Source organism: Labrenzia sp. R5_0 (assembly GCF_017743835.1).
Lineage (GTDB): Bacteria > Pseudomonadota > Alphaproteobacteria > Rhizobiales > Stappiaceae > Roseibium > Roseibium algicola.
Map to the genome: position 1 here is coordinate 1,900,612 of NZ_JAGHRK010000001.1, position 13,765 is coordinate 1,914,376.

Sequence of the window (13,765 nt, forward strand, 5' to 3'; positions counted from 1 at the left end):
TCGCTTGGGGGACGGCGTGGCAGAAACAGAAACGATGACAGGGGACGGCGGCACGGCGCGGCAAAGCAGATCCGGAAAGGATACTTTGCTCGATGCCCGGGGCCTGACCAAAAGATTTGGCGACATTCTGGCGAACGACAGGGTCGATCTCGTCATAAACAAGGGTGAAATACATGCACTCCTTGGCGAAAATGGCGCAGGCAAATCGACCCTCGTAAAAATGTTCTACGGTTCACTGGAGCCGGATGGCGGTGAAATTCTCTGGCAGGGCCAACGGGTCGACATCGGCAACCCGGCGGTTGCCCGCGAACTCGGCATCGGGATGGTTTTCCAGCATTTTTCGCTGTTCGAAGCCTTGACGGTTGCAGAAAATATCGCGTTGGCATTGCCAAATCCGGGGCGGATGTCTGAGCTTGCCAATCGGATCCAATCCGTGTCGCGCGACTACGGCTTGCCCCTGAATCCGGACGACATTGTTGCAGACTTGCCGGTCGGCATCCGTCAGCGTATCGAGATTGTCCGATGCCTGCTTCAGGAACCGCAGCTGATCATCATGGACGAACCGACATCGGTGCTCACGCCCCAGGAAGCGGATCTTCTCTTCCTGACGCTGGAGCGCCTGGCCAAGGAAGGCTGCGCCGTTCTATACATCAGCCATCGGCTGGAAGAGGTCAAACGCATCTGTCACCACGCGACGATCCTTCGGCATGGCCAGGTGGTTCGCGAATGTGACCCGACCAAGGAAACACCGGCATCTCTGGCCAGCATGATGGTGGGAGCCGACGTTGCCTCCGTAAGCGCCAGCTCTCAAAAGCCGCAGATCGGCGAAACCCGGCTTGCCCTGAAGAACCTGTCCGCAAAAGCCGCAACGCCATTCGCAACAGCGCTGAACAAGGTCTCGCTGGATCTCAGGGCCGGTGAGGTGGTTGCGATCGCCGGCGTTGCAGGCAACGGCCAGGGTGAGCTCTTCGACGCGATCTCCGGCGAAATGCCTGTGTCAGCCGACATGGTCGTTCTGGACGGCAAGCCTTGCGGCAACAGGAACATTACCTGGCGACGCAGGCAGAACGCGGCTTTCGTGCCAGAAGAACGTCTCGGCCACGGCGCCGTACCTGGCATGAAACTATCGCAGAACATCGTGCTGACGCGCCACAGAACCGGCGACAAGCTGGTCAGTGGTTTCTTTGTCTCAAATGCCAATGCAGGCAAGATGGAACAGCGCATCAAGAAGTCCTTCGACGTGCGCATGTCCCATGACGATCCGGAAGCGCGTTCCCTTTCAGGGGGCAATCTTCAGAAATTTGTAGTCGGCCGCGAGCTGGACCGCAAACCTGGTGTGCTGATCGTGAACCAGCCAACCTGGGGTGTCGATGCCGGTGCCGCCGCTCTTATCCGGCAGGCACTCATCGACCTTGCCCGCTCCGGATCGGCGGTGCTGGTGATCAGCCAGGACCTGGATGAAATCTTCGAAATCGCCGACCGGATTGCGGTTATTTCCAGAGGTTATCTGTCTGCGGCCGAGCCGACTTCAGACATGAACCGCGAGCGGGTCGGCCTGCTCATGGCAGGCGGCGCGGAAGCGCAAGGGGAGGTTGCCTGATGCGCGTCGAACTCGTGAAAAGAAAAGAGCACAGCCGAAAGATGGCACTGCTGTCGCCGTTGATCGCTGTTGGTCTGACCGCAATCGCAGCCGGACTCATTTTCTCAATATCCGGACATAACCCATTGTTCGGATTATATAAATTCTTCATAGAACCTCTGACGCAAGAATGGTCTCTCAACGCGACAATCGCCAAGGCAACACCGCTCATCCTGATCGCCTGCGGCTTGTCGGTTTGCTATCTGTCGAACAACTGGAACATCGGTGCTGAAGGCCAGTTCGTCGTCGGTGCGCTGTTCGGCTCTGCTCTGCCCATTCTGATGCCGGACTTCGAAAGTGCTGCCACGCTTCCCTTGATGATGGCTTTCGGCGCTATCGGTGGGGCACTCTGGGCCCTGATCCCGGCGCTGTTGAAAACCAGGTTCAATACCAACGAAATCCTGACCAGCCTCATGCTGGTCTATGTCGCCAGTCTCCTGCTGGACTACCTGGTTCGCGGACCGTGGCGAGATCCCGGCGGTTACAACTTCCCGGAATCGGCACTCTTCTCCGATGCCGCCACCTTGTCCACCGTCCCCGGAACGTCACTCAGCTATGCGGCCCCGATCACTTTGATCGTCGCAGTCGTGCTTGCGGTGGTCCTCGGCAAGACCATTAAGGGTTTCGAGATCAGGGTGATGGGCGAAAGTCCTCGCGCAGGCAGCTTTGCCGGTTTTTCTGCAAAGAAACTGACGCTGTTTTCCTTCGCAATTGCCGGTGGTCTTGCAGGCCTTGCCGGCACGATGGAAGTGTCCGGCGCACTCAACCAGCTCCTCCCGACCATCTCTCCCGGCTATGGATTTACAGCCATCATCGTCGCCTTTCTGGGAAGGCTGAATCCCTTCGGTATCATCGTCGCGGGTTTCGTGTTGGCATTGTCCTATATCGGCGGCGAAGCGGTGCAATCGGCGATGGGTGTCTCCAACAAGATTGCCAGTGTCATTCAGGGCCTTCTGCTGTTCTTCGTACTCGCCTGCGACACACTCATCCTCTATCGCATCAGATTTGTCGGCCGCCGTGGTTCGGCAGGGGAGGTCTCCCATGTTTGAAGCCGTTCTCCTGACCGTTATTACCGCGGCAACACCGCTGTTGATTGCTGCGATCGGCGAACTCGTCGTTGAACGCTCCGGTGTTTTGAACCTTGGTGTCGAGGGCATGATGATCATGGGGGCCGTGGTCGGATTCGCCGTCGCCAATCAGACCGGATCCGGGACGCTCGGCGTCTTTGCGGCAATTGCCGCCGGCATGGCCATGTCGGCACTTTTTGGCTTCCTGGTGCTCGTCCTGGTAACCAATCAGGTGGCAACCGGTCTTGCCCTGACCATCCTCGGCGTCGGCTTCTCGGGCCTGATCGGGGAGGCGTTCATCGGCATTCCAGGCCTTAAACTTCCGGATCTCTACATTCCTGTACTGTCCGACATTCCATTCTTCGGGCCTGTCTTCTTCCAGCAGGACGCGCTCGTTTATGTGAGTTTCGCATTGGTCATCGCTGTCGCCTATTTCCTGTTCCGGACCCGGCTTGGCCTCGTGCTTCGGTCTGTTGGTGACAACCATGTGTCGGCTCACGCTCTTGGTTATTCCGTTATTCGCATCAGGTTCGCAGCGGTTCTGTTTGGCGGCGCCTGTGCAGGTCTCGCGGGTGCCTACATGTCGCTTGCCTATACGCCTCAGTGGGTTGAAAACATGACTGCAGGCCGAGGCTGGATTGCGCTGGCATTGGTCGTGTTCTCATCCTGGCTGCCGCTGCGCGTGGTTGTTGGCGCCTATCTGTTTGGTGCAGTCAGTGTGCTGAACCTCCACGCCCAGGCAGTTGAGCTGGACATTCCGTCCCAACTGCTGTCCAGCTTGCCGTACCTTGCGACTATTTTGGTGCTTGTGCTCATTTCGGCAAACCGCAGACTGACGCTCGTCAACACGCCAGCCTGTCTCGGCAAGCCATTCGTTCCAGACCGGTGAGCCTCCCAGCCACCGGTCGGCCCGGCCCCGGTGCGATCGGGGGCTTGGCCTTAAACAAGATCGCAACAGAGAGATCGAAACAGAGGGGAAAGAACCAGATGAAATCTCTTTTGAAAGCAACCGTTGCCGCCGTTGCCTTCGCAGCTGCCGGCTCTGCCGCAAACGCTGCAGACGTCAAAGCCTGCTTTATCTACGTTGGACCAGTTGGCGACTTCGGTTGGTCCTATCAGCACGACCAGGGCCGTCTTGATGCGGAAAAGCATTTCGGCGACAAGCTGGAAACAGCATATCTTGAAAGTGTGCCGGAAGGTCCGGATGCAGAGCGCGCGATCGAGCGTTTCGCCCGTGAAGGCTGCAATGTCATCTTCACCACGTCCTTCGGCTACATGAACCCGACGATCAAGGTCGCCAAGAAGTTTCCGGATGTGAAGTTCGAACACGCGACCGGCTACAAGACTGCCGACAACGTCGCGACCTATAACTCCAAATTCCACCAGGGCCGTTACATTATCGGCCAGATTGCCGCCAAACAGTCCGAATCCGGCGTCGCAGGTTACATCGCCTCGTTCCCGATCCCGGAAGTGGTGTCCGGCATCAATGCATTTCTGCTCGGTGCTCAGTCCGTCAACCCGGATTTCAAGCTGAAGGTCGTCTGGGTCAATTCCTGGTTCGATCCGGGCAAGGAAGCCGACGCTGCAAAGGCGCTGATCGATCAGGGTGCCGATGTCATTACGCAGCACACCGATTCCACCGCACCGCTTCAGGTGGCACAGGAACGTGGCGCGCATGGCTTCGGTCAGGCATCCGACATGATCCAGTTCGCACCGGAAGCCCAGTACACGGCAATCATCGACGATTGGGGTCCGTACTACATCGAGCGCATCCAGGAAGTCATGGATGGCACCTGGGAGCCCAAGAGCACCTGGGCAGGCCTTGCCGAAGGTCACGTCGTGATGGCGCCTTACACCAATCTCCCGGATGATGTCGTTGCAATGGCCAAGGAAACCGAAGCCAAGATCGCCGGCGGTTGGGAGCCGTTCACCGGCCCGATCACCAAGCAAGACGGCTCGGTTGCCGCTGAAGATGGCGTCGCCCTCGACGATGGAGCCATTCTCGGCATGAACTGGTACGTGCAGGGTATCGACGACAAACTGCCGCAATAATCGCGGTTATCACCTGTCCAGGACGGCCCGGAGCCAGCGGTTCCGGGCCGTTTTCATATCCGGTGACCGATTGTCTGAATGTTGTGCGTAAAGCACCTGCTTCCGATCGCGATCTTTCTGATTGAAGACTTGCGCAGAAATCTCCGCAACGTTGAATCGCAACATCGACACCTCTACAAACGAAACTATAATTTCGTTTCCATCCAGGATGGATCGCCGGCATGCACACGATACGGACCTTTGACGAATGATCCGCAGACGAGAACTGATGCTCGCCGCGGCCGCTGCTGGATCTGGCAGCATGGCTGGCTTGGCCTCTGCCAGCAGCGCCCCAGAGGCAGAAATGACGAAACACAGCAGCAGCTCTGCCGAGGGGTTCCGTCTGGCCCTTGGTGGCGGAGCCGCAAAGGCATTCGCTCACATTCCCATTCTGGAAGTGATGGATGACCTGGGTGTCAAACCCGTCGAAATTGCCGGGACATCAATGGGGTCTATCCTGGGTGCTTTTTACGCCAGCGGTATGAGCGGTCGAGAGATCCGGCAGTTTGCAGTTGATCTCTTCACCCAGAAAACGCAATTGCTTCAAAAGTTGTTTCTGACGGATGGCCGAACCTGGTCGTCGCTCTTCAATGTCGTCCGTCCGGCGATTATCGATCCCATCGTTCTTTTCGAAACGGTGTTTCCTGAAGACCTGGCCGAGCAGTTCTCGGATTTGAAACTGCCAATGAAGATCGTTGCGACGGATTTTTACACCCAGTCGCAGGTGGTTCTGGAGAAGGGGCCCTTGCTGCCTGCAATTGCAGCCTCGTCCGCTCTCCCCATGCTTTTGACGCCTGTCAGGATAGACGGCAAGGTTTTGATAGACGGGGGCTTCGTCAACCCGACACCGTTTGATGTCTTTCAGGACGACGGCATTCCGACAGTCGCCGTCGATGTCACTGGCAGCAATTTCGAAGAGCGAAAAAGCGGGCTTCCAACCGGCCTGGAAACCTGGATCGGCTCGTTCTCGATCACCCTTCACTCGTTGGTCGTCGCCAAATTGGCCTGCAATCAACCTGATTTGTTGATTGAACCGCCAGTCGGCCGTTTCAAGACCATGGAATTCTTCAAGGTTGCAGACATCGTGAAAGCAGCAGAACCAGCCGGAGAAACCTTCAAGCGTGGCCTGGCCAGCCTCCTGGAAAATCGATAGTCCAACCAATTGGTTCCGGGCGTTAGATCGCAGGATCACGGCGCTCGAATATCTTTTTCAGCGCTTCCGCTCTTTCTGGTGACCAGCCGTCCGGATCGACAACTGCAGCCCATCCGTCGATGTAATCAGGCGCAATGTAGTAGTGCCCGTATCTGGGTACATCCAGCGCAAACATGGAATCCAGCGCAATCTGAAGCGTTGTCACCACGGGAAACCAGGACAGTTTTTCTGAAACATCCGGCGCACGCGGTGAGGCCATCCAGGCTGGCGGCCTGAAACCCGTATCGAACGTAAAGTTCACGATAGGGTCGCTGCCATAATTCAGAAACACTGCGCGAATTGGCCCCCAGGGCGCATAGTTCCCCTCCAGTCCGCCATATTGATCCATCACCCGGACAAGCGAGCCGTTTCCGTAGTTCGGACGCCATGCCGGACTGTCAGCCTTCCGCCGGTCACGGACCTCCGACCAATAGCGCGAGAAGAAAGGAGACCCAGCCCAGAAGGCGCCCTGGATCGGGTCACCCAGCATGTCAAACAGGGGAAGTGTCGCCTGGGAGTTGAAGGCCCCCTGGCTGAGCCCGTGAACATAAAGCTCCGGCCGACTGTCTTTGGGCAGCTGCGTCCAGTGGGCATAGACCGCGTTGAAAAGGGCTCGAGCCTGATCTACCCCGTAGTCTGGATGGGCAAGCAGCGCCAGAAAACTGGTCAGGTAGGAATATTGGACAGCCACCGTCGCCACATCACCGCCAAGCATGAAATCGATTGTGTCGTGAGCTCCCGGGTCCATCCAACCGGTGCCGGGTGGTACCACAACCACAAGAATCGACCGGTCGAAACCCCCGACGCGGATTAGTTCCTGCAAAGCAAGTTGGGCGCGTTCTTCTGCGGTGTCACCAGACCTTCGTCCAACATAGACCCTGATCGGATCAACGGCATTATCCGGCCAGAATTCGGAAATCTCTGCTGCAGTCGGAGCGGTCGCGACATAGTGACGACCCCAACGCCCCATCTCCTCCCATTTGACCAGCGACCGGGTACTGCCGGTTTTTTCCGGATCAGCAGGTTTTTCTATATCCGGTTCAAGCAGCAGGTCTGCAGCCAGAAAAGACGTATCGGCCATACGAAACGCATTGCGTACAAGGGCTCCATCGACAAGTGCCCACAGGAACCAGCCAACAAGAACGATGGACAGGACCACGCCAACGCGCCTTGGAAGCATCTTGTCCAGAACAACAGCGACGGCTCTACGCAAGGCACCTGCGACCCGGAAAACCAGCCACAAGCAAAGTGCGATCAACACGCCAACAGTGACGATGAAGAACGGCGCTGCGCTCTCGAGCGGCGGCAAACCAACAGCTTCACGGGTCGCGTTCTGCCAACTGGCAGCTTTCGACAGACTGTAGACCATGATCGCAAGGCTGATACCGCAAGCGGCAAGGAGCCAGAGTGTCCACAAACGTCCCTTGGGCTCCGGCAACTCCAGATAACGCCAGACACTCCTTGCCAGAAGGGTCACCTCATAGCCAAACGTTGCTGCCACGGCGGCGAGGGTCGCTTGTACAATTGGTTCCCTCGGCATCATCGACGGCGTCAGTGCGGCACCGAAGAAACTGGCCGCTACTATGAGCCCGGTTGGCGTAAGCCCATCTCGGAGCGTCCTTAAGATCGGCATTTGCACCCGCTCCCAACACGATTTCATGATCCAGCTGCAGGATTTCGTGTTGGAATGATCGCGTCAAGACAACCTTGGGTAAACAATGGCAACATGACAGCAATCTTGTGCCCATCCCCGTTATCCACCGCAAAACCAAGCATAATTTACGTTGCGTCTTTTGGCATTTAGACGGTCTTAACCGTTGTCGGGTCTAAATTCCTACATCGTGGATTGAAGGGCAAAAAGATCTTTCCGCGATCGGGGTCTACAACCGTTTTTTACTCGCAAGTTTCGTGAAAGTTTGCGGCGCTAACAATCGGGCGTAATCCACCGCTGGTCCAGCGCAGCAGGTAGATGGCCTGCCGCTGACACCGGAAATGGCAAGCCGGGGGGCACCGGTTCGTCTGTGACAGAGACATTGGGCCGGAGAGGACTATCGATAAGCTCCAATTGGGGCGGTGTAATCTGTCATCAAGGCGGTTGAGCCAATGATTTTTGATAAACTGTTGCGAATAGGATTTCCGGCGCTTTGCGCCTCCCTTACGCTTTTGCTCGGTGTAAACGCCTACTCGCTCTATAGCGCTCAAGCCGACTACCTTCACAAGGATCAGTTGGAACGTTCTGTCCTCAATGACACGCTGCGCTTTAACACTACGGCCCTGGAAAAACTGATTGCACGGTACAGTGCCCTGAAAAGCCCGGAAGATGCTGCAGAGGCTGGAAAAACCTACGAAGCACTGCTGAACGCCTTCGAAACGTGGCCCAGCGACGCCTATAGCGAAATTGTGGGGCCGTCGGACTACATCCAGGACAAACTGGTTCACATCGTTCGTACGAGCAACCGGGTGAAACCGTTCCTGGATACGCTCGATGACCAGACCTCCGTGAGCAATGCACTGATCATCCTGCAGGGGATAGGAAGTTCCCTTCAACAAATCAATCAGATGGTGACCCAGGAAGCTGCCAAGCAAATGTCGGCGGCGAGAAAGAGCTTTCATTTCCACCAGATTGTACAAGACGCGCTCGTTGTTGTTTTCCTTCTGGTCAGCCTTGGATGGATCTGGTTCTCCAACAAACGCAGCCAGGTGCTGCAAGGACAGGCAGAGGCAACTCGCGAGCAAACCAGGCTTCTGGAGCACCGGCTGGACCACGACAGTGTTACAGGCCTGGTAAATTCCCGTGTCTTTGCAGAGATCGTGCGCTCTACGCACGATACACTTGCTCCTGATCAGACCTTGAGCATTCTCAACATCGATCTGGAGTCCAGACTGCCGGCTATCAACAAGTTCAGCCTTGTAACGGAGGAAGCTATCCTGGCATCGACTGCGGACCTGTTGCGTCACGCGGTAGACCGGATGGAAGGTGTAAATTGCCTTGCCCGCTCAGGAGGCAAGGGATTTCTCCTCATGACTGTAAGTGATGAAGAGGTTGGGCTGACTGCTTCTGTCGTCGCAAACCGGATCCACGACATCTTCCTGCGCCCGGTCCCAACGGCACTCGGATCCTTCCTGATTTCACCAGCTATCGGCTATGCGGATTCAACCACCGTCGAGCGAGATGCCACCGACATCATTCGCAATGCGGATCTCGCGGTTGGTAACGCCGTCAGCCACAGCCGCCGCCGCGTCGTGACCTACCAACCGGCCATGCGTGCGGAAATGGAGCGGCGGACAATCGTCGAAAACGCACTTGCCCGCGCCATAGAGGCGAACGAATGCCTTCCGCACTTCCAGCCACAGTTCAATCTCATGACCGGACGTATCTTCGGCGTGGAAGCCTTGGCACGCTGGTACCATTCCGAACTGGGCTGGATTTCACCCTCGGAATTCATCCCGATTGCTGAACGCAATGGCGATATCGTATCGCTGGGATGGAAGATCCTGGAAACATCGTGTTCGGAAGTACAGTTGTTGCCATCGGACCTGAGTCTGTCGGTCAACCTTTCTGTAGCGCAAATTCTGAGCGACGACGTCGTCGCAATGCTCGACGAATGCCTCGGTCGGACCGGTTTGCCAGCCTCCAGGCTGAAACTGGAAGTGACCGAAACGACCCTGATGAGCGATCTGCGCCGCATTCAGACGACACTCGTTGAGTTGCGATCATTGGGTATCGGCATTTCGCTGGATGACTTTGGCGTCGGTTATTCCGCCCTGTCTTACCTGACGGACTTTGATTGGGACGAAATCAAGATCGACAGGTCGTTTGCCACCAAGGCGGTCAAGGACAAGAAAATTCGCGATATTCTCAAGATGGTCCTTGGTATTGCCGAAACCATGGGCTCTCAGGTCTTGATCGAAGGCATCGAGACAGTCGAGCAACGCGATGTACTGGTCGATATCGGCTGCACCATCGGCCAAGGCTATCTGTTCGGCGGTCCGATGGCGATCGACGACATAACGACCCTGTTCTTCTCGGATCATTCCAAAAGCACTTTGGCGGGGCTCTGACACCTCCGTAGGTATCAAGGCCCCGCTTTAACGAGAGAGACACTCAGGACCTGCGTTTTAGAGGCTGTTTCCTGGTTGTCTTTTTCGATTTCCGGACCAGGGAAACGGCCAGAACCAGCCCGCTAACAGCCACGACGAGCAGCAGCTGATGAAATGGCGAGCCAAGCAGATGCTCACCTGCGCCTTGCCAACCGGCCAGGTGATCGTGCGCACCAGGGTGTGCAAATGCAGAGGTGGATGCCAAGGCAAGAATTGACGTCATCAAAAGCTGTTTCATTCTGCGATATCTCCATGGGCCAGACGAGTGGTGAGGATGTCGATGAGGTCAATGTCTGACCGTTGCGACAGGGATACAAAGGTGAAGGTCATGGTCTCCCGGGCTTGGACCATTGAACCTGGAAAACTCATGTAGACGAGTTCTCGGGAAGCAAAGGCCGGCGAGGCTGTACCGACCTGCCAATTGCTGACGATCTTTGCGTCGACAAGGTGCTGTATGAGACCATCGGCACCGGGGCGGTGAAACGGGACGCCGGCAAGACGCAGGTAACTGGTCTTGTCGTCGGCAGCCCGGAAGCCGTCGATGAAGCTCACCGCAAGTGCCTGCATTTCTTCGGCCCGGTCCGCATGCGAGGCCCCATGAACATGAGAATGCAGATGGTCCGCCGCCCCATGATTATGTCCGGCGAGACCTCCGTGATCGTGGTCATGTGTGTGGTGGTGGTGGTGGTGATGACCATGTTCATGATCGTGGTGAACATGGTAATCGTGCCCGTGATGATGTCGCGCCATCGCCTTACTCCACGTCCGGACCGGCCGGAATGGACACCGGCTTGTCGATGATGGATTTATGCGAACCCATTTTTCCGTGGGAAACCAGGGTCCCGAGAACATCTACAATCACCCGAGTTGCCAGAAGGGCTGTGATGTCGGAGCAATCGTAAGGTGGTGAAACTTCTACGACCTCCAGACCGCAGATGCCTTCCTTCGCGACCAGCGACACCAGTTCAAGTGCCTCTCTCGGCAGAAAGCCACCTGGCTCCGGCCAGCCGGTACCGGGCACGAAGCCGCAGTCGACACTGTCGATATCGAACGAGATATAGACTGCATCTGCGTCCTTCCATGCCAGTTCCAGCGCCCGTGCGGCCGTTTCCGCCAATCCCAGTTCCTCGACATCGCGCATGGTGAAGATGTTGGTGTTCCGCTCCCGGGCAACTTCCACACCTTCGCGCGGCACCTGCCACCCTCCGATACCGATCTGAACCAGATTGACGGCCGGCACGTTGACGAGATCTGTCGCGTGGAACCAGGGCGTCGTATGCATCCGCTCATCCAGGTCCTTTTCCTGAATGTCGATATGCCGATCGAAATGCACGATACCTATGCGCTTGGACGTGCACTGGGCGATCCCGCGTACGCAAGGAAAGCCGATTGAATGATCGCCGCCGATCATGATCGGCAAGGCTCCGGACGATGCGACGTGCGAGACCGCCCGCGTAATCTGGTCGAACGTCTTTTCGATATTGGCAGGAATGGTAAAGATGTCACCGACATCGCAAAGCGTCATCTGTTCCCGAAGATCGACACCCATCTCGTAGTTGTAGGGCGTGTAGAGCGCGGAAATCTTCCGAACTCCTTGGGGCCCGAACCGTGTACCGGGTCTGTAAGTGGTCCCCCCATCGAAAGGGATGCCGATGACGGCGGCATCATAAGCCCCGACCTTTGTCACATCCTCGATGTAAGGCGCTTTCAGGAAGGTGTTGATCCCCGCATAGTGGGGCAGTTCTCCACGGGCAAAGGTTGGGATCGATTTGTCGGTGAGACTATCCGATCCTGTCAGTCCCATTCGCAGGGCCCAGGCTTTTTCCTTTTCCCAGGCAGCGGAGGGCAGGGCACCTTCCTTTTCAGCAGCCTTCCAACCCCGCAATTGCAGTTTGTCGAAGTCAGGATGATGCTGTCTTCGGTTGGGGTCTCGGGTGAATTGACCTGCGGCAAGGTGGTGCGTCCTGGGGCCTGAGGCTCGATTGAAACTCATGGGATGGTCCTCATTCCTGATTGTTTGGGGTATGGATGCTTTGGAAAGACGGAGTGGGCTTGTTTGCCTGTGGAGCGCCAATTGCACCTGCGATGGCCTCCGGAGACCGCAAGGATGCTCCAGTTGGCGATTTGAGCGGCAGGTCGTAGGTGATGGTCGCGCCGTAGGCCTGTGGCGCCTGCGGGTCGTGGCGGATCTTGTCGAACACCAGCAGACGCGTGCCGAGCTTGAAGGCCTCGTGAATATCGTGCGTCACCATGAACACCGTCATGGACAACTCTTTCCAGAGCCCCAAAAGCAATTCATGCATGTCGACGCGTATGCCCGGGTCTAGTGCGCCGAAAGGCTCGTCGAGCAGCAGGATGCTTGGCTTCTTGATCAAGGCCTGGGCGATCGCGAGACGTTGCTGCATGCCACCGGACAGCTGCGCCGGATATTTGTTTGCCGCTGGACGCAGCCCGATCCTGTCAAGCAGGTCGTCGGACGATTCAAAAGCCGCCTTGCGGGAAGTGCCAAAAAGCCGCCCGGTCCAGCGCGACGTTTCAAACTCTTGCGCAAGGATGAGGTTTTCAGCCACGGTCAGATGCGAAAACACCGAGTATTTCTGGAAGACGATCCCGCGCTCGGGTGTCGGCTCAAGTGGCAAGGGAGCGCCATCCAGGAGGATCTGTCCACGGGTTGGATGTTCCTGGGAAAGCAGCATCCGCAGGAATGTCGATTTTCCGCAGCCGGATGCTCCAACGATCGTGCAAAAAGACCCGGTCTGGACTTCCAGGTTGACCCGTTCGAGAACAGGCACGCCGTCGTATAATTTTGCCAGGTTCTGGACCGAGAGTTTGGACGCAGTATTCATAGCGCATCCCCTCCCAGATGGTGCCATCGGAAGGCGCGGCGCGACAGGAGGAGCAGGGCTCTGTCGAGCAGGAAGGCCAGCAGCGTGATCCAGACGACGTAAGGCAGGATCACATCCATCGCGAGATAGCGGCGCACCAGGAAAATCCGGTAACCGAGCCCGGACGTGGACGCGATGGCCTCGGCGGAAATCAGAAAGATCCAGGCAGGCACGAGAGAGAGCCTCAGGCTGGTGATCAGGTGAGGCAGAACCTGCGGCAGTACAAGCCGCGTCACCATTTGCCAGACGCTGGCCCCAAGTGTTTCCGCCTTGATGATCATCTCTCGGGGTATGTCCAGAACCGCCTGGGCCGTGGAACGGATCATCACCGGTGCCGTTCCGATCACGATCAGGGCGATTTTCGCGAGTTCGCCAAGACCGAAGGTGATGAACAGGATCGGCAGGATGGTGATCGGCGGGATCAGCGAGAATGTCGCGAGATAAGGCGCCAGTCCGCTGCGGATATGGGGAATGAAGCCGATTGCAATGCCAAGGGAGATCGCCAGAAGGGTCGACACTGCCATCCCCGTCCCGAGACGCCATAGACTGTCGAAAGTATCCAACCAGAGCAGAAGGTCTCCCGACCTCCGGTCCGGCACCGCCGCCATGCGCCAGAAGGCCTCTCCCATGCTGGTGATGGAGGGGAGGAGCTTGTCCGCCGGATTGTCGAGCCGCCGATAATGGCTGGCGATCGCGTAGGCGACCAATGTCAGCACGAAAGGCAGGAGCCCAAGCGCCAGGGCGGTGACCCGGGAGGGTTTCCGGTTGATAATACGCATGAAACGGTCCG

11 protein-coding genes are annotated in these 13,765 nt (G+C 57.2%); 6 read left to right on the top strand and 5 right to left on the bottom strand.

The genetic code is table 11. The annotated features are described in order from the left end of the window. The first annotated feature begins 34 nt into the window (after nt 1-34). The 5 genes from J7447_RS08680 to J7447_RS08700 all read left to right on the top strand — a co-directional run bounded on the left by J7447_RS08680 (nt 35) and on the right by J7447_RS08700 (nt 5,950). Nucleotides 35-1,600 (top strand): ABC transporter ATP-binding protein, encoded by a 1,566-nt coding sequence (locus J7447_RS08680; RefSeq protein ID WP_209169396.1) that lies wholly within the window; start codon nt 35-37, stop codon nt 1,598-1,600. Beyond that, nucleotides 1,600-2,688, top strand: coding sequence for an ABC transporter permease (locus tag J7447_RS08685; protein ID WP_022998631.1), 1,089 nt, complete (start codon nt 1,600-1,602; stop codon nt 2,686-2,688). Before J7447_RS08680 ends, J7447_RS08685 begins: the two co-directional genes overlap by 1 nt. Beyond that, nucleotides 2,681-3,595: an ABC transporter permease gene (locus J7447_RS08690; protein ID WP_022998630.1), complete on the top strand. Its 915-nt coding sequence runs from the start codon at nt 2,681-2,683 to the stop codon at nt 3,593-3,595. Before J7447_RS08685 ends, J7447_RS08690 begins: the two co-directional genes overlap by 8 nt. 98 nt (nt 3,596-3,693) lie before the next feature. Then, nucleotides 3,694-4,758: a BMP family ABC transporter substrate-binding protein gene (locus J7447_RS08695; protein WP_022998629.1), complete on the top strand. Its 1,065-nt coding sequence runs from the start codon at nt 3,694-3,696 to the stop codon at nt 4,756-4,758. A 343-nt stretch (nt 4,759-5,101) separates the two neighbouring features. Continuing rightward, nucleotides 5,102-5,950, top strand: a complete 849-nt coding sequence (locus J7447_RS08700) for a patatin-like phospholipase family protein (RefSeq protein WP_286188997.1) — start codon at nt 5,102-5,104, stop codon at nt 5,948-5,950. A 22-nt stretch (nt 5,951-5,972) separates the two neighbouring features. On the opposite strand, the gene J7447_RS08705 is transcribed toward J7447_RS08700, so the two are convergent. Beyond that, entirely contained in the window at nt 5,973-7,622 is a 1,650-nt protein-coding gene (locus J7447_RS08705) for an alpha/beta-hydrolase family protein (RefSeq protein WP_209169333.1), read from the bottom strand. A gap of 470 nt (nt 7,623-8,092) precedes the next feature. Between J7447_RS08705 and J7447_RS08710 the strand changes: the two genes are divergently transcribed. Next, nucleotides 8,093-10,051, top strand: a complete 1,959-nt coding sequence (locus J7447_RS08710; RefSeq protein ID WP_209169334.1) for a GGDEF domain-containing phosphodiesterase — start codon at nt 8,093-8,095, stop codon at nt 10,049-10,051. A gap of 273 nt (nt 10,052-10,324) precedes the next feature. Here the strand turns inward: J7447_RS08710 and J7447_RS08715 are convergent, their stop codons facing one another. Genes J7447_RS08715 through J7447_RS08730 form a run of 4 tightly spaced genes read right to left on the bottom strand, consistent with a single transcriptional unit; the run spans nt 10,325 to nt 13,754 of the window. Continuing rightward, on the bottom strand, nt 10,325-10,840 hold the full coding sequence (locus tag J7447_RS08715; RefSeq protein WP_286188998.1) for a hypothetical protein: 516 nt from the start codon (nt 10,838-10,840) through the stop codon (nt 10,325-10,327). A gap of 4 nt (nt 10,841-10,844) precedes the next feature. Continuing rightward, the gene (locus J7447_RS08720; protein ID WP_055654308.1) at nt 10,845-12,083 is read right to left on the bottom strand and encodes an agmatinase family protein; all 1,239 of its coding nucleotides are present in this window, start codon (nt 12,081-12,083) and stop codon (nt 10,845-10,847) included. Nucleotides 12,084-12,093: 10 nt separating this feature from the next. Beyond that, on the bottom strand, nt 12,094-12,936 hold the full coding sequence (locus tag J7447_RS08725; protein WP_209169335.1) for an ATP-binding cassette domain-containing protein: 843 nt from the start codon (nt 12,934-12,936) through the stop codon (nt 12,094-12,096). Beyond that, the gene (locus J7447_RS08730) at nt 12,933-13,754 is read right to left on the bottom strand and encodes an ABC transporter permease subunit (protein ID WP_168686830.1); all 822 of its coding nucleotides are present in this window, start codon (nt 13,752-13,754) and stop codon (nt 12,933-12,935) included. Before J7447_RS08730 ends, J7447_RS08725 begins: the two co-directional genes overlap by 4 nt. Nucleotides 13,755-13,765 lie beyond the last annotated feature (11 nt).